We start from the raw sequence: 21,834 nt of genomic DNA on the forward strand, positions 1-21,834 counted from the left end.
TCGGCGAGGTTTTTGCCCGTACTGCAAGTAGGGTCTAGGCTTTCTACAGTCGCCTGCATAGAGGCTGGGCCAATGAACGAACAACCCGACCAGGGACGCGTCAAGGGCATGGAAGCCAGGCTCTTCCTGTTTCTCGTGATCTGCCTGTTCCCGCTGCTGTCCGTCGCACTGGTCGGCGGCTTCGGTTTCTGCGTCTGGATGTACCAGCTACTGGCCGGCCCGCCCGGGCCGCCGGCCTGAGGTCGGGTATGAGCAGTCGCCGAGAGCTGTTCCGCCGCCTCGGCGGGCACCCGCCGACGCGTCGCCCGCCGTGGACCGCCGCCGACTTCGCCGCAGGCTGCACAGGCTGCGCCGCCTGCGTCGAGGCCTGCCCGGAAGGCGTGCTGAAGCTCGGCGCCGGTCGGCTCGTCGAACTCGACCTCTCCAGCGCCGGCTGCACGCTGTGCGGGGAATGCGCCAGCCGCTGCGAGGCCGGCCTGTTCGATGGCGCGGGCCCGGCCTTCCCCTGGATCGCCACGATCGGCGAAGCCTGCCTGGCCCTGGCCGGGATCCACTGCCGCAGTTGCCAGGACGCCTGCGAACCCGCCGCGATCCGCTTCCGCCCGGCCCCCGGCGGCGTCGCCCTGGCCGAGCTGGACAGCCAGCGCTGCAACGGCTGCGGCGCCTGCCTGGCGCCCTGTCCGAGCCAGGCCATCCAACTGCGCGCGCTATCCACCAAGGAGTCTCCACGACATGCCTGAAGCCCTGCAGATCGCCAGCCTCATCCTGCATTGCCGACCCGAGCGACTGCCGGCGGTGAAGGCCAACCTGGCGCTGCTCGACGGCCTGGAGATCTACCAGGAAAGCCCGCAGGGCAAGCTGATCCTGGTGCTGGAAGCCGAACGCGAAGAACAGATTCTCGACACCCTGGGCCAGTTGCAGAACCTGCCAGGAGTGCTCAACGCCGTGCTGGTCTACCACGAGATCCTGCACGACGACGATAGCAACGACGCGGCGGCCATGACCGACCGCGCGATACCGTGCTCGCCCGAGGAGACAATCGATGAACCTCACCCGTCGTGAATTCGCCAAGGCCAACGCCGCCGCCATCGCCGCGGCGGCGGCCGGCCTGCCGATCCTGGTCCGCGCCAGCAACCTGGTGACCGAGGCGGACGTCACCAGCCTGGTCTGGAACAAGGCCCCCTGCCGCTTCTGCGGCACCGGTTGCAGCGTGATGGTCGCCACCCGCGACGGCCAGGTGGTGGCCACCCATGGCGACATCAAGGCCGAGGTCAACCGCGGGATCAACTGCGTGAAGGGCTACTTCCTGTCGAAGATCATGTACGGCAGCGACCGCCTGACCCGCCCACTGCTGCGCATGAAGGACGGCAAGTTCGACAAGCAGGGCGAGTTCCAGCCGATCAGTTGGGAACAGGCCTTCGACATCATGGCCGAGAAGTTCAAGGCCGCGCTCAAGGCCAAGGGACCGGAGTCGGTCGGCATGTTCGGCTCCGGCCAGTGGACGGTCTGGGAAGGCTATGCGGCGAACAAGCTGTTCAAGGCCGGCCTGCGCAGCAACAACATCGACCCCAACGCCCGCCACTGCATGGCCTCGGCGGTGATGGGCTTCATGCGCAGCTTCGGCATGGACGAGCCGATGGGCTGCTACGACGACATCGAGGCCACCGACAGCTTCGTCCTCTGGGGCTCGAACATGGCCGAGATGCACCCGGTGCTCTGGTCGCGGGTCACCGACCGCCGGCTCAGCGCGCCGCAGGTCAAGGTCGCGGTGCTGTCCACCTTCGAGCACCGCAGCTTCGAGCTGGCCGACTTGCCCATGGTGTTCAAGCCGCAGACCGACCTGATCATCCTCAACTATATCGCCAACCACATCATCGAGAGCGGCGCGGTGAACCGCGACTTCGTCGAGCGCCACGTGCGCTTCGCCCATGGCGCCGAGGACATCGGCTACGGCCTGCGCCCGGACGACCCGCTGGAGAAGAAGGCGAAGAACGCCGACAAGGCCAACACCTGGAGCGATATCGACTTCAAGGCCTTCGCCGAGTTCGTCAAGCCCTATACCCTGGAGCGCACCGCGCGCGAAAGCGGCGTGCCGGCCGAGCGGCTGAAGGCCCTCGCCGAACTCTACGCCGACCCCAAGCGCAAGGTGGTGTCGTTCTGGACCATGGGCTTCAACCAGCACACCCGCGGGGTCTGGGCGAACAACCTGATCTACAACATCCACCTGCTCACCGGGAAGATCAGCGAACCGGGCAACAGCCCCTTCTCGCTCACCGGCCAGCCCTCGGCCTGCGGCACCGCGCGCGAGGTCGGCACCTTCTCCCACCGGCTCCCCGCCGACCTGGTGGTGACCAACCCGAAGCACCGGGAAACCGCGGAGAAGATCTGGAAGGTGCCGGCCGGCACCATCCAGGAGAAGGTCGGCTTCCACGCCGTGCAGCAGAGCCGGATGCTCAAGGACGGCGTGCTCAACGTCTACTGGACCCAGGTCAGCAACAACATGCAGGCCGGTCCCAACGTGATGCAGGAAGTGCTGCCCGGCTGGCGCAACCCGGACAACTTCGTGATCGTCTCCGACGTCTACCCCACCGTCTCGGCCCAGGCCGCCGACCTGATCCTGCCCAGCGCCATGTGGGTGGAGAAGGAAGGCGCCTTCGGCAATGCCGAGCGCCGCACGCAGTTCTGGCACCAGTTGGTGAAGGCACCGGGCGAGGCGAAGTCCGACCTCTGGCAGTTGGTGGAATTCTCCAAGCGCTTCACCACCGACGAGGTCTGGCCCGCGGAACTGCTGGCGAAGGCCCCCGAGCTGAAGGGCAAGACCCTCTATGACGTGCTGTTCCGCAACGGCCAGGTCGACCGCTTCCCGGCCAGCGACCTGGCCAAGGGCTACGCCAACGACGAGGTCGACGCATTCGGCTTCTATATCCAGAAGGGTCTGTTCGAGGAATACGCCGCCTTTGGTCGCGGCCACGGCCACGACCTCGCCCCCTTCGACGCCTACCACGAGGCGCGCGGCCTGCGCTGGCCGGTGGTGGACGGCAAGGAGACCCGCTGGCGCTACCGCGAGGGCTACGACCCCTACGTGAGCAAGGGCAGTGGCGTGCAGTTCTATGGCTATCCGGACAAGAAGGCGATTGCCTTCGCCCTGCCCTACGAGCCGCCGGCCGAGGCGCCGGACCAGGACTACCCGTTCTGGCTCGCCACCGGCCGGGTGCTCGAACACTGGCACACCGGGAGCATGACCGCGCGGGTCCCGGAGCTGTACAAGGCGGTGCCCGACGCGCTGGTCTACATGCACCCGGAGGATGCGCGCCAGCTCAAGCTGCGCCGCGGCAGCGAGGTCAAGGTGGTGAGCCGGCGCGGCGAGATCCGCGCGCGGGTCGAGACCCGCGGGCGCAACAAGCCGCCCCAGGGGCTGGTGTTCGTGCCGTTCTTCGACGCCAACAAGCTGATCAACAAGGTCACCCTGGACGCCACCGACCCGATTTCCAAGCAGACCGACTACAAGAAGTGCGCCGTTCGCATCGAACTGCTCAACCTGGCCTGAGGAGCGCGCCATGAAACCTCTGCTGACTGCCCTGCTCCTCGTCCTGCTCGGCGCCCCCGCGGCCTTCGCCGCCGACCTCGGCTACCCGCTGGACGCGCCCGCCCCCGACGGCCGCCGCCCCGGCGGCACGCTGGCCGAAAGCCGCCCCGCGCCGCCGCTGGCGGCCGAGGAAAACAAGGACCTGAAACGCGAGCGCAACTACCCCGAGCAGCCGCCGACCATTCCCCACAGCATCGTCGGCTATCGCATCGACAAGGACAGCAACAAGTGCCTGTCCTGCCACAGCCGCGCCAACAGCGCGCGAACCCAGGCGGTGATGATCAGCATCACCCACTACATGGACCGCGACGGCCAGCCGCTGGCCGCCGTCTCGCCGCGCCGCTACTTCTGCGTGCAGTGCCATGTGCCGCAACAGGACGTAAAGCCGCTGGTCGACAACCGCTTCGAGAACATCGACCAGATCCTCGAGAAAGAAGCCGCCAATGCGGCGCGCAAACCCTGAGGGAGGCCGCATGAAAGCACTCATCGCCTGGCTGGCCGGTTACTGGCGGGTCCTGCGTCGTCCCAGCGTGCATTTCAGCCTGGGCTTCCTCACCCTCGGCGGCTTCATCGCCGGGATCGTCTTCTGGGGCGGCTTCAACACCGCCCTGGAGGCGACCAACACCGAGACCTTCTGCATTTCCTGCCACGAGATGCGCGACAACGTGTTCGTCGAACTCAAGGACACCATCCACTACAGCAACCGTTCCGGAGTCCGCGCCACCTGTCCCGACTGCCACGTGCCGCACAAGTGGACCGACAAGATCGCGCGCAAGATGCAGGCCTCCAAGGAGGTCTGGGGCAAGATCTTCGGCACCATCAACACCCGCGAGAAATTCCTCGATCACCGCCGCGAGCTGGCCGAGCACGAATGGGCACGACTCAAGGCCAACGATTCGCTGGAATGCCGCAACTGCCACAACTTCGAGTTCATGGACTTCACCCGGCAGAGCGTGCGCGCGCGGCAGATGCACTCCACCGCCCTGGCCAGCGGCGAAGCCACCTGCATCGACTGCCACAAGGGGATCGCCCACCACCTGCCGGACATGACCGGGGTGAAGGGCTGGTAGCGCCGCCCGCGGACCGGGCGGCGCGGCGCAATCAGGGCTGGGCGCCCTTCAGCGCCTCGAGGATCTTGCGCCCGGCGCGACCGTCGGCCGGGGTCAGGCCGAGGCGCTTCTGCTCGGCCTGGATCGCCTTGCGCGTGCTGGTGCCGATCAGCCCGTCGGCCTCGCCGATGTCGTAGCCGCGCGCCAGCAACGCCTTCTGCAATTGCTTGCGCTCGAGCCGGCTGATGCCCGGGTCGTCGGTCGGCCAGGACGCCACCAGGCCGCTGCCGCCGCGCAGGCGGTCGGAAAGCAGGGCGATGGCCAGCGCGTAGCTTTCCGCGGCGTTGTAGGAATAGATCGCATCGTAGTTGCGATAGACCAGGAAGGCCGGGCCCTGGGCCCCGGCCGGCAGGAGGATCGCGGCCTTCTCGTCGCCGCCCGGCAGCGGCTGGCCGTCGACCCGCCTCACCCCACGGGCGACCCAGGCCGACAGCGGCTGGCGCTTGCCGCGCCCGGCCAGGCTGGCGGGGAAGTCGGCCGGCACCTTCACTTCATAGCCCCACGGCTGTCCCGTGCGCCAGCCAGCCTTCTTCAGGTAGTTGGCGGTGGAACCGAGGGCATCCGGCACGCTGCCCACCAGGTCGCGGCGACCGTCGCCGTCGAAGTCCACGGCGATCCGCGCGTAGGTCGATGGCATGAACTGGGTATGGCCGAAGGCCCCGGCCCAGGAGCCGGTGATGCCGGCGTCGCGGATGTCGCCGGCCTGCAACAGCTTCAGGGTGGCGAGGAACTCGCCCTGGAAGAACGACTGGCGGCGCCCGTAGCAGGACAGGGTCGACAGCGAGGTCAGCAGCGGACGCTTGCCGAAGATCCGCCCGTAGTCGCTTTCCACGCCCCACACCGCCACCACCGTGTACTTGTCCACGCCGTAGCGCGCGGCCACCTGGTCGAGCAGCTTGTCGTGCTGGGCGAGCATCGCCTTGCCATCGCTGACCCGCTGCTCGTCCACCAGACCGGCCAGGTAGTCCCACAGCGGGGTGGTGAACTCCGGCTGCGCGTCGAGCAGGTCGAGCACGCTGAGGTCGGCCTGCAGGCCGCTGGTGAAGCGCTCATAACTGTCGGCGGAAATGCCCTGCGCCTGGGCCTTCTTCTGCAGGCCGGCGAGGCAGGAAGGGAAGCTCGAGGCGTCGGGTTGCGCCAGGGCCAGGGCGGGTAGCAGGGCCAGCGAGGAGAGAAGAAGACTGCGCATGGGGTTTCCTTGTACGGTGAACGGTCATCCATGGCACCGGCGGGCTTCCCCCGGCGCCGAAGGCCTGGTGGCCTGTACGGTTGACTCGGTGATCGGCGTTCGACTGGTCGAGTCAGCCACACGGGCCACTAGCCTACCGTCCCGCCGGGTGCGGCGCCATCTCCGCCCTGAAAGGCGGGTGAAACCTTGCTCGGGCAGACTGGCGGCGGAATACGCATGCCGGGTGTCTCGCGGCCGATCCGCCGCGTCACATCCGTGCCCGAACGCGCTGCGCCACCCGCGCGTCCGTTTTCCGGGCACTGGCCGGGCGTTCGCCGGTCCAAGCAGTGTTCCCCGCCTCCGTCCACAAGCCGGAGCCGGCCCCGACGGTCCCAGACCACCGCAGGAAAGCCGGGCGGCCGCCACCCGCCACCGCCCCGGGCTTTCCACCCTCACTACACGTTTCGGAGTACAACCTTGATCCACTGGTTGAGCGACCCGACGTTCTGGACAGCCCTGCTGCAGATCGTCGCCATCGATATCCTCCTGGGCGGCGACAACGCCGTAGTCATCGCCCTCGCCTGCCGGCACCTGCCGGCGCACCGGCGCAAACAGGCGATCTTCGGCGGCGTCGCCGGTGCCATCCTGATCCGCATCCTGCTGCTGTTCTTCGCCCTGCACCTGCTCGACCTGCCCTACCTCAAGGTAATCGGCGCGCTCCTGCTGCTGTGGATCGGCATCAAGCTGCTGCTGCCGGAGGAGGAGAACGGCGACGACATCAAGGGCAGCACCCACCTGCTCGGCGCGATCAAGACCATCATCATCGCCGACGCGGTGATGAGCCTGGACAACGTCATCGCCCTGTCCGCCGCCTCGGCCGGGGATTTCTTCCTGGTCTCCCTGGGCGTGCTGATCAGCATCCCGATCATCGTCTGGGGCAGCCAGCTGATCCTGCGCCTGATCGACCGCTTCCCGCTGATCATCCTCTTCGGCGGCGGCCTGCTCGGCTGGATCGCCGGCGGCATGCTGCTCACCGACAGCGCCCTGAAGCCCTGGCTGGCGCCCTACGCGCAATGGGATTCCTACCTGCACTACGGTGCGGCGGCCTTCGGCGCGCTGTTCGTGATCCTCCTCGGCAGCCTCCTGGCGCGCCGCCAGTTGAAGCAGCGGCATGCCGCGCCGGCGGACGCCGCCGAAAGCGAAGGCCGCTAAGAGCAACGGGGCGCCCAGGGGCGCCCCGTCCTCTTTCTCCGGCTCAGATATTGGTGCTCGCCGGGATCCGGCTCGGCAACAGGTACTCGTAGGGCCTGCGGCGCGCCTGGTTGCGCGTGCGAATGGTCGCCTCGACCTCCTTCAGGCGTGCCTGGAAGCGCTCCAGCGGGCCGCCGCTGGCGGTCACACGCCTGTCCGAAAACACCGGCGCGTAGGGGAACCCGGTCTGCCGGTAGTCGCCCAGGCGACCGTGGTAGACCGAACCGAGCAGGTGATAGATGTTCACCTTCTCCAGCGCCACCAGGGTCGGCGGCATCATCTTCAACCAATCGGCCTCGCTCTTGCCGCCTGGCGAGTCCGGTGCCGGCGCCGCGCTCATGGCACAGATGGCTGGTGCGTAGGTCATCATCGAAGGCTGGGGAAAATTGACCGCCGCATGCTGCGCGGAGGCAGTGAAGATCACCATGGTCAGCACCTCGACCAGTTGGCTGCGACCGGTGATCGGGCGGAACCCGGCCACCTTGCCGCTGCCGATCACTTCGCCGACCCAGGCCGCCAGTTCGACGTCAGCGGTGACGTCGCCGTCGCTGGCGTAGTACACCGCCACGTAGTCGGCCGCCCACTGGCGGATGGCATTCCATACCAGCAGGCCGTCGTCGCGATAGGGGTAGTCCGGTAGCGCCAGCGGGTCGTCGACGTTCCGCGCCTTCAGGCTCTCCGGCAACATGCCGCGGTAGAAGTCGAAACCCAGCCGATTGCCGCCGGCGGTGGCCTGGGTGTCCTGGATCGGCGCGGCGAACATCACGTCGATGAAGCCCGCGCTGGGCAACAGGATCCGCGCCGCCCCCTCGTTGATGAACAGGGTGCCCTCGAAGTGCGGGGCGAGCAGGACGTGCAGCGGATGGCTGGGCGCCAGGGTGCGCTGGGTGGCTAGGCAGAACGCCTCGCTCACCAGGTGGGTCTGGGCCAGGTGGACGAACATCTCGTGGTAGTTCTCCTCGGCGACCTGGACCACCGTCTTGGCCATCTGCCAACCCCAGTACAGATCACTCTCCGACTCGGCGGGACGCACGAACATCGGATGGGTAGCGGGGTCCTGACCGCACTGGATGGCCACCGGCAATAGCCTCGCCCGATCCTTGCCAAGGGCGAACAGGGCGATTGGCGCATAGGCGAAGCCCGTCCCGGTGAGCAGTTTGTCCACCGCTCCCGACGGCGCCAGCTTGCCCAGCTCGGCGTAGTCCAGCAGATACAGGCGGCGGCTGGCGGCGGCCTCCAGCAAGCTGTCGTCGGCGCCCAACACCCGGCGGAACTGCTCCTCGCCCAGCGGAAAGTTGGCCGGCAGCGCATCGACGCGACGGATCAGCAGCGGATTAGGCCCGGCCACCCGCCAGTAGGCGAACGCTTCGTCGTCACGGAAGCTGTCGGCGACCTCCGGCAGGCGCAGGGTGCCGAACACCGCGCGGAAGCGATTCAGGCCGTCGCCCTGCCCCCCCTGGGTAACCAGGTTGCTGGCGCTCTTGAGAATATCGTCGACCAGCAGGCCGACCCGCGTCAGTAAGGCGATCACCCGCGTCTGCAACTCCGTGAAGCGCAGCAGCAGGCTGCCGGCCGCGGCCGGATCGTTCTTCGCCTCCTCCAGCAACGCCTCGTGGACCTGGCGCGCCGCCTCCAGGTCACCGCTGAGCCCGGCGGCGATCCGCTCGAACTGCGCGGCGGCCGACGCCGGCAACGAGGCGACGAAATTGACGATCAGCTCGACGATCACCCCGGCGGTCTTCAACAGCCAGTCGACATTCGGCAACTCGCCCAGCGGCACCGAGCGGGCCATCGGCACGCCTTTGACATTGGCGAAGTTCTCGGTCCAGACATATACCAGTTTCTTGCTGGTCAATACCGCACGCCGCGCCAACTTTCCGGCCAGGTTGTCATATTGCGGCAAACTCGGCGGAATCAGGTTGTCCAGCAAACTTCGCGAGGCATCGATAGATCGCTGTTGTTCCGCCCCGAGGTATTTCAAGGGTGAAAAGAATATCGAGTCATTGGCCAGTGCGGTTCCACTCAGGGCGACACCCGACAAGAGCACACTCCTGCGTTTCATATCATCGACTCCATCAATGCATTAACCAGGAACGACTCGATGCCTGAGCATCGAATCGCTCTTTCAACAGGTTGCGATCAGCTGTAAAGCCCTTCGCCGCTTTCCTTGTTGTAATGCAACGGAACATTGTGGTTGTCGGTCCCGCCGAGAATCTTGCCGACGGTGATCGCCGCCACCGAAGGCACCTGGAAGGCCAGCAGGTCGACCAGCTCGTGGGTACGGTTGAGGCCGATGGCGCTGGCCGCGTTGCCGATGCTGGAGAACAGCGGCGAGTTCAGGAAGGAGTTGGCCGCGTAGACGCCGTTGATGATGGCATCGCCCAGGAAAGTCCCGGCGCCAGAAACTTGTTCGATTTCACCCACACTTAGAACCGCCAGGGCATTCACCTGATTTTTCATTTCTGAATCTCCACATATTCGAATTTTTGAAACGAATGGTTCTCGCTGAAAACAGCAAAGAAACCTGTACGCCCGAACTTCTTCGGAACGTGGAGAAAGCAATAGCGAGAGGAAAAACCGGCAATAAGCTGACGCTTCGCACAGTTGACAGGAAAAGCCTGGAACAATAGTTATCCACAATAATTATTGACGGCGAACTTTTGACTTGCAAAGAACTACGCTGGCCAGCGGCAAGAGTGAATTTCATCCAGCCAGGGCTATACCAATCGTGCAAACCCGGAAGGGCGCTGCGCAAAACGTCACATTTATTCGGGGCGATACGCCAAGGCGGCTCCCTGTACTGAAGTACCAGAATCGCCAGATCGCGCGGCCTATTTCCCCTTGGAAAAATACGGATATTTTTTTCCGGGCCAGGTTTTCCTTCTTCCGCGCCTGCCAGATCTGGCAGTTGCGAAGCGCCACGACAACGCGAAGTCCGCGGCGCAGACGCCTCGACCGCTCATTGATGGCTAACGCGCAGCTCGCTGAATGTCGCCCGCCCGCCCTCGCTGGACGGTCCGCGGTTGTCCTGCAGGTAGAGTCCGGCCTTGAAATAAAGGCCCTGGTAGGCCCACTGCGGGTCCAGTTGCTGCTCCAGGGCGCTACCATTCACCGACACGCTGAGCAATCCGCTGCGAGACACGCCGATGCGGTAGCTGAACGACTGGCCGAGAGGAATCCCGTCCATCAGTGTGTAGGCTCTGGTCCCGCCGTCGTCCGGCCGCTCGCGGACCAGCGCCTGGACCCGCCCCTGGTCGAGCCGCAACTGGTAGAGCAGCTTCACCAGCGGCGCGGCCTGGCCGCTATTGCTGCCATCGCTGTGGATCTGGCCGATGATCATGCGCCGGGTCGAGGGCACCGCCTCGATGCGCAGGGTCGCCTCCAGCCAGTTGTCGGCCCTGGCGTAACGCCAGTTGTAGGGCCTGCCGCTGGACAGGGTCTCGCGCAACTCGCTGCGCGGAAACTCGCTGTTGCGCGTGTGGCTGCCGTTCACCGGCACCCAGAAGCGAATGCCGTCGGCGGTGCGCTGGAAATAGTCGCTGCGGTAGTCGCGCTGCAATTGGCTGGTGGAGATGGTGATGGCCGGGCGGCCCTGGGGAATGGTCAGGTTCCAGGTACTCAGGTCAGGCATCCAGACGGTGTCCTAGCGAGGGGAAGGGACTCGCCCATAGGGTAGATGAGCGGCGCACGCTTTGCCTGGCCGAATGGCCCGCGTTTGAGCGGCGCAAGGCCGGCACCGAGGGTTTTCCCCGCGTCCCGCGCACAAGCGTCTATCTTGATCGGGGACCCTTTCACGGAGAGATGCCATGCGCCTGTTCTGCGCCCTGCTGCTCATCGCCTGCGCCGCCAGCGCCCAGGCCGCTATCCAGACCCGCGAGATGCCTTACCGGAGCGCAGACGGCACGCGCATGGTCGGCTATTTCGCCTACGACGACAGCAAGCCGGGGATCCGCCCTGGGGTCATCGTGGTCCACGAATGGTGGGGGCTCAACGACTATGCCAAACGCCGCGCCCGCGACCTCGCCGAACTCGGCTACAGCGCCCTGGCCATCGACATGTACGGCGAAGGCAAGCACACCGAGCACCCGCAGGACGCGATGGCCTTCATGCAGGCCGCGACCCGGGATGCCGACGCCGCCAAGGCGCGCTTCCTCGCCGGCCTGGAACTGCTGAAGCGGCAACCGCAGACCGATCCCAGCCAGATCGCCGCGATCGGCTACTGCTTCGGCGGCAAGATCGTCCTCGACATGGCCCGCCAGGGCCTGCCGCTGGCCGGCGTGGCGAGCTTCCACGGCGCCCTCGGCACCGCCACCCCGGCCAGCAAGGGCAGCGTCAAGGCCAAGATCCTGGTGGAGCACGGCAGCGCCGACAGCCTGGTCCCGGCCAAGGACCTCGACGCCCTGAAACAGGAACTGAACGCCGCCGGCGCCGACTACCGGGTGGTGATCCAGGACGACGCCAAACACGGCTTCACCAACCCCGACGCCGACGCGCACAAAGGCCACGGCCTGGACATCGGCTACGACCGCCAGGCCGACCAGCGCTCCTGGGCAGACCTGCAGGCGTTCCTCAAGGACATCTTCGGGCAGGGTTGAACCCTGCGCCGACGCATAAAAAAACGGGAGTCCCCGGAGGGACTCCCGTCTTGAAAGGTCGAGACAGGACAGTATCCCGTCATCAACAAACAACCTCACCTGCATTCCACAGGAATGCGCGGCGCAGTCTGTCAAAACCGGGCCTCGCGGTCCGTTTTCCTTTGTTGCGCTTTTGCAATCTTGTGTAAGCGCCGCGTGACTGGTGGGCCACGTCGGGAACCGGCACAATGCGCGCCATGAACGACCGTCTCCCCTCCTTCTGCACCCCACTGGACGACCGCTGGCCGCTGCCCGTCGCGCTGCCCGGCGTGCAACTGCGCAGCACCCGCTTCGACCCGGCGCTGCTGCAACCCGGCGACTTCGCCCTGGCCGGCATCCAGCCGCCGGCGAACATCCTCCGCGCGGTGGCCAAGCGCCAGGCCGAGTTTCTCGCCGGGCGCCTCTGCGCACGCGCCGCCCTGTTCGCCCTCGATGGCCGCGCCCAGACGCCGGCCGTCGGCGAGGACCGCGCACCGGTCTGGCCGGCCGCGATCAGCGGCTCGATCACCCATGGCGACCGCTGGGCCGCCGCCCTGGTGGCGGCGCGCGGCGACTGGCGCGGGCTCGGCCTGGACGTGGAAACCCTGCTCGAAGCCGAACGGGCGCGCTACCTGCATGGCGAGATACTCACCGAAGGCGAGCGCCTGCGCTTCGCCGACGACCTGGAGCGACGCACCGGCCTGCTGGTGACCCTGGCGTTCTCGCTGAAGGAAAGCCTGTTCAAGGCGCTCTATCCGCTGGTGGGCAAGCGCTTCTATTTCGAACATGCGGAACTGCTGGAATGGCGCGCCGACGGCCAGGCCCGGCTGCGCCTGCTCACCGACCTGTCGCCGGAGTGGCGCCACGGCAGCGAGCTGGACGCCCAGTTCGCCGTGCTCGACGAACGCCTGCTCAGCCTGGTGGCGGTCGGCGCCTGATCAGGCGTTCCCCGGCGTGCGCCGCGACGGCCGCAGCGCGCGGCCGTCCGCCAGGCGCTCGACGGCGCGGGCGGCGGCGACCATGCCGAAGGTGGCGGTGACCATCATCACCGCGCCGAAGCCGCCGGCGCAGTCCAGCTTCACCCCTTCGCCGACGAAACTCTTCGACTGGCACACCGTGCCGTCCGGCTTCGGGTAGCGCAGTTGTTCGCTGGAGAACACGCAGGGCACGCTGTAGGTGCGCCCCGGCGTGCGCGAGAAGTTGTAGTCGCGGCGCAGGGTGGAACGCACCTTGGCCGCCAGCGGGTCGTTGAAGGTCTTGTTCAGGTCGGCGACCTGGATCTGCGTCGGGTCGACCTGGCCACCGGCGCCGCCGGTGGTGATCACCGGGATCTTGCGCCGCTTGCACCAGGCGATCAGCGCGGCCTTGGCGGCCACGCTATCGATGCAGTCGATCAGGTAGTCGAAGTCGACGATGTACTCGGCCATGGTCTCGCGGGTGACGAAATCGGCCACCGCGTGGACCCGGCAGGCCGGGTTGATGGCCCGGATGCGCGCCGCCATCACCTCGACCTTGGCCTTGCCCACCGAGCCTTCGATGGCATGCACCTGGCGGTTGGTGTTGGTCACGCAGACATCGTCGAGGTCGAACAGGGAAATCTCGCCAACGCCGCTGCGGGCCAGCGCTTCCGCCGCCCAGGAACCGACCCCGCCGATGCCGACCACCGCGACGTGGCTATCGGCCAGGCGTTGCAGCCCCTCGCGACCGTACAACCGGCCGATACCGCCGAAGCGCTGTTCATCCACCTGCATCACCAACCACCTCTGAAACCGAATCGCGGATTGCCGCGCGCATTATAAAAAGCCGCGGCCGCCGCGTCGCCTGCGTTCTTACGGCTCGTCGCGCAGGCCGGACTAGACTTGCAACAGACCCGCCGGCCCGGCGCCTGTACACCCCGGGGGGTGCGGGGTAGCATGCGCCGCCCCGTGTTCAGCGAAACATCCGGAACCTGGTTTCATCTCTATGTCTTCACGCAAGATCGGGCTCAACCTGGTGGTCATCGTCGCCCTGGCCGCCCTCTTCACCGGCATCTGGGCCCTGTACAACCGTCCGGTCAGCGTACCGGACTGGCCGGAACGCATCTCCGGCCTCTCCTTCTCGCCGTTCCGCCTCAACCAGAACCCGCAGAGCGGCCGCTACCCCAGCGCCGAACAGATGCGCACCGACCTGGAACTGGTCGCCCGGCACACCCACAGCATCCGCACCTATTCGGTCCAGGGCGCGCTCGGCGACATCCCGGCGCTGGCCGAGGCGTTCGGCCTGCGCGTCAGCCTGGGCATCTGGCTCGGCCCGGACCTGGCCAGCAACGAGGCCGAGATCGCCCGCGCCATCCGCATCGCCAACGAGTCGCCGAGCGTGGTGCGAGTGATAGTCGGCAACGAGGCGCTGTTCCGCCGCGAGGTGACGGCGGAACAGTTGATCGCCTACCTCGACCGGGTCCGCGCGGCGGTCAAGGTTCCGGTGACCACCGCCGAACAGTGGCACGTCTACCGCGAATACCCGGAACTGGCGCAACACGTCGACCTGATCGCCGCCCACGTCCTGCCCTACTGGGAGGCTACGCCGGTGGCCGACGCGGTGGACTTCGTGCTCGAACGCGCGCGCGAACTCAAGGCCGCCTTCCCGAGGAAGCCGCTGCTGCTCGCCGAGGTCGGCTGGCCGAGCAACGGGCGCATGCGCGGCAGCGCCGAGGCGACACCCGCGGACCAGGCCATCTACCTGCGGCGCCTGACCAACGCGCTCAACGGCGAAGGCTACAGCTACTTCGTCATCGAAGCCTTCGACCAGCCCTGGAAGGTCAGCGCCGAAGGCTCGGTGGGCGCCTACTGGGGCGTCTACAACGCCGACCGCAAGGCCAAGTTCAACTTCACCGGGCCGGTGGTGCCGATTCCCAAGTGGCGCGCCCTGGCCATCGCCTCGGCGGTACTCGCGGTACTCGCCTTCACCCTGCTGCTGATCGACAGTTCCTCGCTGCGCCAGCGCGGGAGGACCTTCCTCGCCGTGGTCTCGTTCGCCTGCGCCTCGGTGCTGGTGTGGATCGCCTACGACTACAGCCAGCAGTACAGCACCTGGTTCAGCCTGACCGTCGGCGCGTTGCTGGGCGTCGGCGCGCTGGGGGTGGTCATCGTGCTGTTCACCGAGGCCCACGAGCTGGCCGAGGCGGTCTGGACGCGCAAGCGGCGCCGGCCATTCCTGCCGATCACCGCCGCGCAGGCCTATCGGCCCAAGGTGTCGATCCACGTGCCCTGCTACAACGAGCCGCCGGAACTGCTGAAGCAGACCCTCGACGCCCTTGCCCGCCTCGACTACCCGGACTACGAAGTCCTGGTGATCGACAACAACACCCGCGACCCGGCCGTCTGGCAGCCGGTCGAGGCGCACTGCGCGCGCCTGGGCGAGCGCTTCCGCTTCTTCCACGTCGCCCCGCTGGAAGGCTTCAAGGCCGGCGCGCTGAACTTCGCCCTGGGCCACGTGGCGGCGGACGTCGAGGTGGTCGCGGTGATCGATGCCGACTACTGCGTCGACCCCGACTGGCTCAGGCACATGGTGCCGCACTTCGGCGACCCGCGGATCGCCGTGGTGCAGTCGCCGCAGGACTACCGCGACCAGCACGAGAGCGCCTTCAAGCGGCTCTGCTACGCCGAGTACAAGGGCTTCTTCCACATCGGCATGGTCACCCGCAACGACCGCGACGCGATCATCGAGCACGGCACCATGACCATGATCCGGCGCAGCGTGCTGGACGAGCTGAGATGGCCGGAATGGTGCATCACCGAGGACGCCGAGCTGGGCCTGCGGGTGTTCGAGAAGGGCCTGTCGGCCGCCTACTTCGAGCGCAGCTACGGCAAGGGGGTGATGCCCGATACCTTCATCGACTTCAAGAAGCAGCGCTTCCGCTGGGCCTACGGCGCGATCCAGATCATGAAGCGGCATACCGACGCCCTGCTGCGCGGCCGCGGTCCCGACGGCAGCCGCCTGACCCGCGGCCAGCGCTACCACTTCGTGGCCGGCTGGCTGCCGTGGATCGCCGACGGCTTGAACATCTTCTTCACCCTCGGCGCGCTGCTCTGGTCGGCGGCGATGATCATCGTGCCCAAGCGCGTCGACCCGCCGCTGCTGATCTTCGCGATCCTGCCGCTGGCCCTGTTCGTCTTCAAGGTCGGCAAGATCCTCTTCCTCTACCGGCGCACCGTCGGCGTCGACCTGCGCGACTCGTTCTTCGCCGCCCTCGCCGGCCTGTCGCTCTCGCACACCATTGCCAAGGCGGTGCTGTACGGCTTCGTCACCCGCGGCATCCCGTTCTTCCGCACGCCGAAGATGCGCTCCAGCCACGGCCTGCTGGTGGCCCTGGCGGAGGCCCGCGAGGAAGTCTTCGTGATGCTCCTGCTGTGGGGCGCGGCGGCCGGCATCGTGGCGGTTCAGGGCGTGCCGAGCCGCGACCTGCTGATCTGGGTCGCCATGCTCCTGGTGCAATCGCTACCCTACCTGGCGGCGCTGGTCATGGCCCTGCTCTCGTCGCTGCCGAAACCGCGCGAGGAACTGGCCGGCGGCGCCGAGCGGATCGGCGGTTGAGGTCGAGCGAGGCGTCGGGACAGCCGGCTCCGCTCGCCTAAACGGCGTCCCTTCGCCCGCGTTTATGCTTTAAGATTCCCCCTTTCCGCTCGACCCGCTCAGGATGCCCTCCCCATGACCGCCTCTTCGCCGAGTCTCTCGCCGACCCTCGAACTCGCCTGCGAGTTGATCCGCCGCCCCTCCGTCACGCCCCTCGACGCCGACTGCCAGGCCCTGATGATGCGCCGCCTGGAAGCCGCCGGCTTCGCCCTGGAGCCGATGCGCATCGAGGAGGTGGACAACTTCTGGGCACGGCGCGGCGGCGACGGCCCGGTGCTGTGCTTCGCCGGGCACACCGACGTGGTCCCCACCGGCCCGCTGCAGGCCTGGCAGCACCAACCCTTCGACGCCCTGATCGACGACCAGGGCATGCTCTGCGGGCGCGGCGCGGCGGACATGAAAGGCAGCCTGGCGTCGATGATCGTCGCCGTCGAGCGCTTCGTCGCCGACCACCCGGAGCACAAGGGTGCCATCGCCTTCCTCATCACCAGCGACGAGGAAGGCCCGGCCCACCACGGCACCAAGGCGGTGGTCGAACGCCTCGCCGCACGCGGCGAGCGCCTGGACTGGTGCATCGTCGGCGAACCGTCGAGCACCAGCCTGGTCGGCGACGTGGTGAAGAACGGCCGCCGCGGCTCCCTCGGCGCCAAGCTGACCATCCGCGGCGTACAGGGCCATGTGGCCTACCCGCACCTGGCGAAGAACCCGATTCACCTGGCCGCCCCGGCGCTGGCCGAACTGGCGGCGGAACACTGGGACGACGGCAATGCCTTCTTCCCGCCGACCAGCTTCCAGGTTTCCAACCTGAACTCCGGCACCGGCGCCACCAACGTCATCCCCGGCGAACTGACCGCGCTGTTCAACTTCCGCTTCTCCACCGAATCCACCGTCGAAGGCCTGCAGAAACGCGTCGAGGCGATCCTCGACAAGCACGGCCTGGACTGGCACGTCGAATGGGCGCTGTCCGGCCTGCCGTTCCTCACCGAGCCGGGCGAACTGCTCGATGCGGTGGCCGCCAGCATCAGGGCGGTCACCGGCCGCGAGACCCAGCCCTCGACCAGCGGCGGCACCTCCGACGGACGCTTCATCGCCACCATGGGCACCCAGGTGGTCGAACTCGGCCCGGTCAACGCCACCATCCACCAGGTCAACGAGCGGGTCCTGGCCAGCGACCTGGAGCTGCTCACCGAAATCTACTACCAGACCCTGGTGAGGCTGCTCGCCTGATGCTGATCTGCCCGCTCTGCTCCGCCGCCCTGGGCGAGGTCGACAACGGCGTCGCCTGCCCCGCCGAGCACCGCTTCGACCGCGCCCGCCAGGGCTACCTGAACCTGCTGCCGGTGCAGCACAAGAAAAGCCTCGATCCGGGCGACAACGCCGCCATGGTCGAGGCCCGTCGCCAGTTCCTCGGCGCCGGCCACTACGCGCCGCTGGCCCGGCGCCTGGCCGAACTGGCCGCCGAACGCGCGCCGCGACGCTGGCTGGATATCGGTTGCGGCGAGGGCTACTACAGCGCCCGGCTCGGCGAAGCCCTGGCCGGCGCCGAAGGCTATGCCCTGGATATCTCCCGCGAGGCGGTGAAACGCGCCTGCCGCCGCGCGCCGCAGTTGTCCTGGCTGGTGGCGAGCATGGCCCGGCTGCCGCTGGCCGACGCCAGTTGCGAGCTGATCGCCAGCGTGTTCAGCCCCATCGACTGGAACGAAGCCGTGCGCGTCCTCGCCCCCGGCGGCGGCGTACTGCGCCTGGGCCCGGCCAGCGCGCACCTGCTGGAACTGCGCCAGCGGCTCTATGACGACGTGCGCGACTACGCCGACGACAAGCACCTCGCCAGCCTGCCCGCGCAACTGCGCCTGCGCCACACCGAGACCCTCGAGTTTCGCCTGGCGCTGGACAGCTACGACGCGCGGGAAAACCTCCTGGCCATGACCCCGCACGGCTGGCGGGTCAACCCCGAGCGCCGCGCGCGAATCCTGGCCGAACCCTTCGAAGTCAGCGTGGCGGTGCGCTACGATTGGCTGCAACGCGACTGACCGTCCCCGAGGACCCCATGCGCCAACCGGATATCGAGATCTACCTGAAAGACGCCGAGCACGCGGCCGTCGCCGCCTGGCTGGAACAGGCGCTGGGACCCTGCGGCCCATGGCAGGAGCGCGGCCAGACCCTCAAGTGCACCGCCCGCGGCGAGCACGGCGCGGTGCGCGTCACCTGGCTGCCGAAGGCGGTGGGCAAGTGGCACAGCCTGTTCTTGGAGAGCGACAGCACGCCCTGGGACGACGACCTCGCCTGCGCCAGGGCCGCGCATGCCGCGCTCGGCGTGGAGATCCGCTGCGCGCCGGGCGGCTGGGAGGAAAACCAGGGCGAAGAGGACGCCGACCGCTGGCTGCGGGTCGACGCCGGGGGCGTCGAGGAAATTACCTGGCGCACCGCCTGAACGACGAAAACCCCGCGCTGCGAGGGGCCACCCAACGGGGGCCTGGCGGGGTGGATGCGCTGGATGACAAAAGCCCGTCTCGCGACGGGCTTTTGCTTGCGGGAATCAGACCTTGGAGACGTCTTCCGCTTGCAGGCCTTTCTGGCCCTGGATCACCGAGAATTCCACTTTCTGGCCTTCCACCAGGGAGCGGTGACCCTCGCCGCGGATGGCGCGGTAGTGAACGAACACGTCCGGACCGCTATCGCGTTGAATGAATCCATAACCTTTGGCGTCATTGAACCACTTGACGGTTCCGACCTCACGATCAGCCATTACCACACTCTCCAACTTGCAATTTTTTATAAGTGGCCTTCCCAATCCGGGAAGACTTCGACGGTTCGGCTGCGCAACGCTGTTCTTGTTATCCGACCCCGGCAAAATGCCGTTGGAGCGGGCATTTCGAATGGCGTTCCACTAGCCACCGCGTCCCGGAGTATAAACAAACGAGTCCAACTGAAAAGGACTTTTTTAGCCCCTGGCGGAATACTCGCCACGCCCGGCGGGACTGGCCTTTCGATATGTTTTCGCTACGCCTGGAATACGTCTGCGCATGCACTTGCAGATAGCTAGCCGCCATATTTCCGTCGGCTTTTCAGCGGTCGCGCAGACCCGCCTTGCGCGGCCAGGCCAGGGTGAAGCAGGCACCGCCCAGAGTCTCGCTGCGGCCGATGGAGGCCCGGCCGCCATGCCAGTAGACGATCCGCCGGACGATGGACAGTCCCAGGCCATGCCCGCCGGAAGCACGGGTCCGGCTATCGTCCAGGCGTAGGAATGGCGTAAAGAGCCGCTCCCATTGCGCCTCCGGCACCCCCGGCCCGTCGTCCTCGACATCCACCCGGCAACGCTCCAGGCTGACCCGGTAGCTGATCCTGACCCGACGATCGGCATGCCGCAGCGCATTGGTCAGCAGGTTCTGCAAGGCCCGATGCAGGTAGCGCGGCTCGGCCTCGATCCAACTGCCCAGCTCCTCAGGCACCAGCGCGCCCTCCTCGCAACTGACCAGCACCTCGCGGCGCAGCGGGGCGATCTCCTCCACCACCTGGCGCACCAGCACGCCCAGCTCCAGGCGCTGGTAGGTCAGCGGCGGCGAGCCCTGTTCCAGGCGCGCGTAGGTGAGCATCTCGTCGACCAGCTTGTCGAGGTCCTGGATATCGTTGTCCATGCCCTCCAGGTACTTCAGGCGGGCGCCGTCGGTCTCGGCGGTCTCGATCATCTCCAGGCCGAAGCGCAACCGCGCCACCGGCGTGCGCAGCTCGTGGGACACCGCGCGAACCATCTCGCGCTGCACCGTCAGCAGCCGGTGGATGTGCTCGGCCATATGGTTGAAGGCCGCGCCCAGGCGTCCCACCGAGTCGCCACCGCGCACCTCGACGCGAGTATCCAGGCTGCCGCGGGCGATCCGCGTGGCGGCCGCCTCCAGGCTGCGCAGGCGCTGCTCCAGACGACGCACCAGCAGGTAGGTGATCAGGCCGATGAAGCTCAGGCACAGCGCGCCGAGCAGCAACAGCAGCTGCGGCGGATAGAGGTTCATCTGGAACAGTGGGCCCAGCTCCAGCACCCAGGGCGTGTCGAGGATGCCGGCGAAGATGCGGATCGAGTCGCCGTCCTTGCCCAGCGCCATCACCGTGTCGCCCTCCACCACCCGCCGGCGCTGGTCGTCGTCGAGGTCCAGCTCCTTGACCTGGAGCAGGTGCACCGGGAAGCCGAAGCGCTTGTCGCGGACGATCCGCGCCAGGTGGTAAGGCTGTTCGCTGGCCGGGTAGCGCACCAGTTCGTCCATCAGCAGATAGACCGTGGCCCGCGCCAGTTGCTCGCTGACCTGCTGCACCTCGCCGCTGAGCACCAGGTTCTCGGCGGCGCTGGCCTGGGTATAGACGGTGACGGCGTGCTCGGCGGTCTGCTTCACCAGCACCTGGCCGTTCATCAGGCGCGCGCGGCTGCGTCCATCCATCCGCAGCTCATCCAGCCCGCGCAGTTGCAGGGGAATCCCCAGCAAGCGGCTCCACTGCGCCAGGGCGCGCTTGCGCTCGGTGGCGGTCATCGGTTGCAGGTTGTCGGCCATCAGGCGGAAGGTGCCGCGCGCCAGCTCCTCGCGGTAGTGCTCGCCGCGCACCTCGTTGATCCAGTGCAGGCCGAGCAGGCCCAGGCCGCTGACCAGCAGCAGGGCCAGGAGCATGCCGCCATAGATGCGCAGGAAGATGGATTTCATCGGCGAGCCCCCGGCCGCTGTCCGCTGCTGTTGATTCTGGCCGACCGGGACGCCCGCGCCCCGGCCCGCAGGAAAAAAGCGCCTCAGCCCTCGCCGACGAACAGGTAGCCCTTGCTGCGTACGGTCTTGATCAGCCGCGGGTGCATCGGGTCGTCGCCGATCTTCGGGCGGATCCGCGAGATGCGCACGTCGATGGAGCGGTCCTGGCCGTCGTACTCGATGCCGCGCAGGGCGTTGAAGATCTCCTCGCGGGAGAGAATGCGCCCGGCGTTCGCCGCCAGCAGCCAGAGCAGGTCGAATTCGGCGCTGGTCAGCTCGATGGTGGTCCCGTCCAGCCAGGCCTCGCGCATCGCGTTGTCGATCACCAGGCGACCGAACGCCAGGCGTTTGCTGTCCGCCGCCGGGGCGCCCGCTTCCGGCGCCTCGCTGCGCCGCAACAGGGCACGGATGCGCGCCAGCAGCACACGCGGGCGCACCGGCTTGCACACGTAGTCGTCGGCGCCCATCTCCAGGCCGAGTACCTCGTCCATATCGTCGGTGCGCGCGGTGAGCATCAGGATCGGACCGTCGAACTGCGGGCGCACCTGGCGGCAGATGGACAGGCCGTCCTCGCCCGGCAGCATCAGGTCGAGCACCACCAGGTCCGGGCGTTCGGCGAGGATACGCGCCGCCGCCAGTGCGCCGTTGGCTTCGATGTCGACCTTCAGGCCGTTGCCTTCCAGGTATTCCCGGGTCAGCTCGGCCAGGCGTCGATCGTCCTCGACGATCAGGATGCGCCAGGCTTCTTGCTCCACACAGCCTCCTCGTATCGCGG

21 protein-coding genes are annotated in these 21,834 nt (G+C 67.4%); 13 read left to right on the forward strand and 8 right to left on the reverse strand.

The features are described from left to right. Positions 1 to 72: 72 nt before the first annotated feature. The 6 genes from napE to ACI766_RS19895 are packed head-to-tail and all read left to right on the forward strand — an operon-like array spanning position 73 to position 4,656. Positions 73 to 240 (forward strand): periplasmic nitrate reductase, NapE protein, encoded by a 168-nt coding sequence (napE, locus tag ACI766_RS19870; protein WP_003082429.1) that lies wholly within the window; start codon positions 73 to 75, stop codon positions 238 to 240. An 8-nt stretch (positions 241 to 248) separates the two neighbouring features. Next, positions 249 to 740 carry a ferredoxin-type protein NapF gene (napF, locus tag ACI766_RS19875; RefSeq protein WP_003162642.1) on the forward strand — a complete coding sequence of 164 codons (492 nt, stop codon included), beginning with the start codon at positions 249 to 251 and terminating at the stop codon, positions 738 to 740. Continuing rightward, on the forward strand, positions 733 to 1,062 hold the full coding sequence (locus tag ACI766_RS19880) for a chaperone NapD (protein ID WP_003082422.1): 330 nt from the start codon (positions 733 to 735) through the stop codon (positions 1,060 to 1,062). The genes napF and ACI766_RS19880 overlap by 8 nt, the downstream gene beginning before the upstream one ends. After that, positions 1,043 to 3,547 (forward strand): nitrate reductase catalytic subunit NapA, encoded by a 2,505-nt coding sequence (gene napA / locus ACI766_RS19885; RefSeq protein ID WP_003162643.1) that lies wholly within the window; start codon positions 1,043 to 1,045, stop codon positions 3,545 to 3,547. Before ACI766_RS19880 ends, napA begins: the two co-directional genes overlap by 20 nt. Positions 3,548 to 3,557: 10 nt before the next feature. Continuing rightward, complete coding sequence (locus ACI766_RS19890; RefSeq protein WP_003082414.1) at positions 3,558 to 4,049, forward strand: nitrate reductase cytochrome c-type subunit; 492 nt, start codon at positions 3,558 to 3,560, stop codon at positions 4,047 to 4,049. Positions 4,050 to 4,059: 10 nt separating this feature from the next. Further along, positions 4,060 to 4,656 (forward strand): cytochrome c3 family protein, encoded by a 597-nt coding sequence (locus ACI766_RS19895; RefSeq protein ID WP_003082412.1) that lies wholly within the window; start codon positions 4,060 to 4,062, stop codon positions 4,654 to 4,656. A gap of 31 nt (positions 4,657 to 4,687) precedes the next feature. Here ACI766_RS19895 and ACI766_RS19900 read toward each other — a convergent pair whose 3' ends face one another. Beyond that, complete coding sequence (locus ACI766_RS19900; RefSeq protein ID WP_003082409.1) at positions 4,688 to 5,884, reverse strand: lytic murein transglycosylase; 1,197 nt, start codon at positions 5,882 to 5,884, stop codon at positions 4,688 to 4,690. Between the two features lie 456 nt (positions 5,885 to 6,340). Here ACI766_RS19900 and ACI766_RS19905 point away from each other — a divergent pair, with 456 nt between their 5' ends. Further along, positions 6,341 to 7,075 (forward strand): TerC family protein, encoded by a 735-nt coding sequence (locus ACI766_RS19905; protein WP_003106697.1) that lies wholly within the window; start codon positions 6,341 to 6,343, stop codon positions 7,073 to 7,075. A gap of 43 nt (positions 7,076 to 7,118) precedes the next feature. Here the strand turns inward: ACI766_RS19905 and ACI766_RS19910 are convergent, their stop codons facing one another. The 3 genes from ACI766_RS19910 to ACI766_RS19920 all read right to left on the reverse strand — a co-directional run bounded on the left by ACI766_RS19910 (position 7,119) and on the right by ACI766_RS19920 (position 10,745). Beyond that, positions 7,119 to 9,176, reverse strand: a complete 2,058-nt coding sequence (locus ACI766_RS19910) for a lipoxygenase family protein (protein ID WP_073655342.1) — start codon at positions 9,174 to 9,176, stop codon at positions 7,119 to 7,121. Between the two features lie 77 nt (positions 9,177 to 9,253). Then, positions 9,254 to 9,574: a hypothetical protein gene (locus ACI766_RS19915; RefSeq protein WP_003082401.1), complete on the reverse strand. Its 321-nt coding sequence runs from the start codon at positions 9,572 to 9,574 to the stop codon at positions 9,254 to 9,256. A gap of 499 nt (positions 9,575 to 10,073) precedes the next feature. After that, positions 10,074 to 10,745, reverse strand: a complete 672-nt coding sequence (locus tag ACI766_RS19920) for a polysaccharide lyase family 7 protein (RefSeq protein WP_003082396.1) — start codon at positions 10,743 to 10,745, stop codon at positions 10,074 to 10,076. Between the two features lie 175 nt (positions 10,746 to 10,920). Between ACI766_RS19920 and ACI766_RS19925 the strand changes: the two genes are divergently transcribed. Beyond that, positions 10,921 to 11,709 carry a dienelactone hydrolase family protein gene (locus ACI766_RS19925; protein ID WP_003082385.1) on the forward strand — a complete coding sequence of 263 codons (789 nt, stop codon included), beginning with the start codon at positions 10,921 to 10,923 and terminating at the stop codon, positions 11,707 to 11,709. A 227-nt stretch (positions 11,710 to 11,936) separates the two neighbouring features. Next, positions 11,937 to 12,665: a 4'-phosphopantetheinyl transferase family protein gene (locus tag ACI766_RS19930; protein ID WP_003082383.1), complete on the forward strand. Its 729-nt coding sequence runs from the start codon at positions 11,937 to 11,939 to the stop codon at positions 12,663 to 12,665. On the opposite strand, the gene tcdA is transcribed toward ACI766_RS19930, so the two are convergent. After that, entirely contained in the window at positions 12,666 to 13,478 is an 813-nt protein-coding gene (gene tcdA, locus ACI766_RS19935; RefSeq protein ID WP_003082382.1) for a tRNA cyclic N6-threonylcarbamoyladenosine(37) synthase TcdA, read from the reverse strand. A 211-nt stretch (positions 13,479 to 13,689) separates the two neighbouring features. On the opposite strand from tcdA, the gene ndvB reads away from it, so the two are divergent. The 4 genes from ndvB to ACI766_RS19955 all read left to right on the forward strand — a co-directional run bounded on the left by ndvB (position 13,690) and on the right by ACI766_RS19955 (position 18,769). Continuing rightward, complete coding sequence (ndvB, locus tag ACI766_RS19940; RefSeq protein WP_003449096.1) at positions 13,690 to 16,299, forward strand: glycosyltransferase NdvB; 2,610 nt, start codon at positions 13,690 to 13,692, stop codon at positions 16,297 to 16,299. A gap of 114 nt (positions 16,300 to 16,413) precedes the next feature. Beyond that, on the forward strand, positions 16,414 to 17,565 hold the full coding sequence (dapE, locus tag ACI766_RS19945) for a succinyl-diaminopimelate desuccinylase (RefSeq protein ID WP_003082377.1): 1,152 nt from the start codon (positions 16,414 to 16,416) through the stop codon (positions 17,563 to 17,565). After that, the gene (locus ACI766_RS19950; RefSeq protein WP_023090735.1) at positions 17,565 to 18,368 is read left to right on the forward strand and encodes a putative RNA methyltransferase; all 804 of its coding nucleotides are present in this window, start codon (positions 17,565 to 17,567) and stop codon (positions 18,366 to 18,368) included. The genes dapE and ACI766_RS19950 overlap by 1 nt, the downstream gene beginning before the upstream one ends. 17 nt (positions 18,369 to 18,385) lie before the next feature. Further along, positions 18,386 to 18,769: a hypothetical protein gene (locus ACI766_RS19955; RefSeq protein WP_003163102.1), complete on the forward strand. Its 384-nt coding sequence runs from the start codon at positions 18,386 to 18,388 to the stop codon at positions 18,767 to 18,769. A 105-nt stretch (positions 18,770 to 18,874) separates the two neighbouring features. Here ACI766_RS19955 and ACI766_RS19960 read toward each other — a convergent pair whose 3' ends face one another. The 3 genes from ACI766_RS19960 to ACI766_RS19970 form a co-directional block, all read right to left on the reverse strand. Next, a complete protein-coding gene (locus ACI766_RS19960; protein WP_003082372.1) occupies positions 18,875 to 19,084 on the reverse strand; it encodes a cold-shock protein in 210 nt (69 codons plus the stop codon). Positions 19,085 to 19,403: 319 nt separating this feature from the next. Then, entirely contained in the window at positions 19,404 to 21,020 is a 1,617-nt protein-coding gene (locus ACI766_RS19965; RefSeq protein WP_003109067.1) for an ATP-binding protein, read from the reverse strand. Between the two features lie 83 nt (positions 21,021 to 21,103). After that, entirely contained in the window at positions 21,104 to 21,814 is a 711-nt protein-coding gene (locus tag ACI766_RS19970) for a winged helix-turn-helix domain-containing protein (protein WP_003082360.1), read from the reverse strand. Positions 21,815 to 21,834 lie beyond the last annotated feature (20 nt).

Origin of the sequence: Pseudomonas sp. DL, from assembly GCF_047199225.1 — a bacterium.
Classification (GTDB): Bacteria; Pseudomonadota; Gammaproteobacteria; order Pseudomonadales; family Pseudomonadaceae; genus Pseudomonas; species Pseudomonas aeruginosa.

Bases quoted from the DNA above. Each gene is read 5' to 3' on its own strand.
- ACI766_RS19925 (WP_003082385.1), top strand. From the start codon at position 10,921: ATGCGCCTGTTCTGCGCCCTGCTGCTCATCGCCTGCGCCGCCAGCGCC.
- tcdA (WP_003082382.1), bottom strand. From the start codon at position 13,478: ATGCAGGTGGATGAACAGCGCTTCGGCGGTATCGGCCGGTTGTACGGT.
- napA (WP_003162643.1), top strand. From the start codon at position 1,043: ATGAACCTCACCCGTCGTGAATTCGCCAAGGCCAACGCCGCCGCCATC.
- ACI766_RS19910 (WP_073655342.1), bottom strand. From the start codon at position 9,176: ATGAAACGCAGGAGTGTGCTCTTGTCGGGTGTCGCCCTGAGTGGAACC.
- ACI766_RS19880 (WP_003082422.1), top strand. From the start codon at position 733: ATGCCTGAAGCCCTGCAGATCGCCAGCCTCATCCTGCATTGCCGACCC.
- napE (WP_003082429.1), top strand. From the start codon at position 73: ATGAACGAACAACCCGACCAGGGACGCGTCAAGGGCATGGAAGCCAGG.
- ACI766_RS19920 (WP_003082396.1), bottom strand. From the start codon at position 10,745: ATGCCTGACCTGAGTACCTGGAACCTGACCATTCCCCAGGGCCGCCCG.
- ACI766_RS19960 (WP_003082372.1), bottom strand. From the start codon at position 19,084: ATGGCTGATCGTGAGGTCGGAACCGTCAAGTGGTTCAATGACGCCAAA.
- napF (WP_003162642.1), top strand. From the start codon at position 249: ATGAGCAGTCGCCGAGAGCTGTTCCGCCGCCTCGGCGGGCACCCGCCG.
- ACI766_RS19965 (WP_003109067.1), bottom strand. From the start codon at position 21,020: ATGAAATCCATCTTCCTGCGCATCTATGGCGGCATGCTCCTGGCCCTG.
- ACI766_RS19915 (WP_003082401.1), bottom strand. From the start codon at position 9,574: ATGAAAAATCAGGTGAATGCCCTGGCGGTTCTAAGTGTGGGTGAAATC.
- ACI766_RS19895 (WP_003082412.1), top strand. From the start codon at position 4,060: ATGAAAGCACTCATCGCCTGGCTGGCCGGTTACTGGCGGGTCCTGCGT.
- ACI766_RS19955 (WP_003163102.1), top strand. From the start codon at position 18,386: ATGCGCCAACCGGATATCGAGATCTACCTGAAAGACGCCGAGCACGCG.
- ACI766_RS19930 (WP_003082383.1), top strand. From the start codon at position 11,937: ATGCGCGCCATGAACGACCGTCTCCCCTCCTTCTGCACCCCACTGGAC.
- ndvB (WP_003449096.1), top strand. From the start codon at position 13,690: ATGTCTTCACGCAAGATCGGGCTCAACCTGGTGGTCATCGTCGCCCTG.
- ACI766_RS19900 (WP_003082409.1), bottom strand. From the start codon at position 5,884: ATGCGCAGTCTTCTTCTCTCCTCGCTGGCCCTGCTACCCGCCCTGGCC.
- ACI766_RS19950 (WP_023090735.1), top strand. From the start codon at position 17,565: ATGCTGATCTGCCCGCTCTGCTCCGCCGCCCTGGGCGAGGTCGACAAC.
- dapE (WP_003082377.1), top strand. From the start codon at position 16,414: ATGACCGCCTCTTCGCCGAGTCTCTCGCCGACCCTCGAACTCGCCTGC.
- ACI766_RS19890 (WP_003082414.1), top strand. From the start codon at position 3,558: ATGAAACCTCTGCTGACTGCCCTGCTCCTCGTCCTGCTCGGCGCCCCC.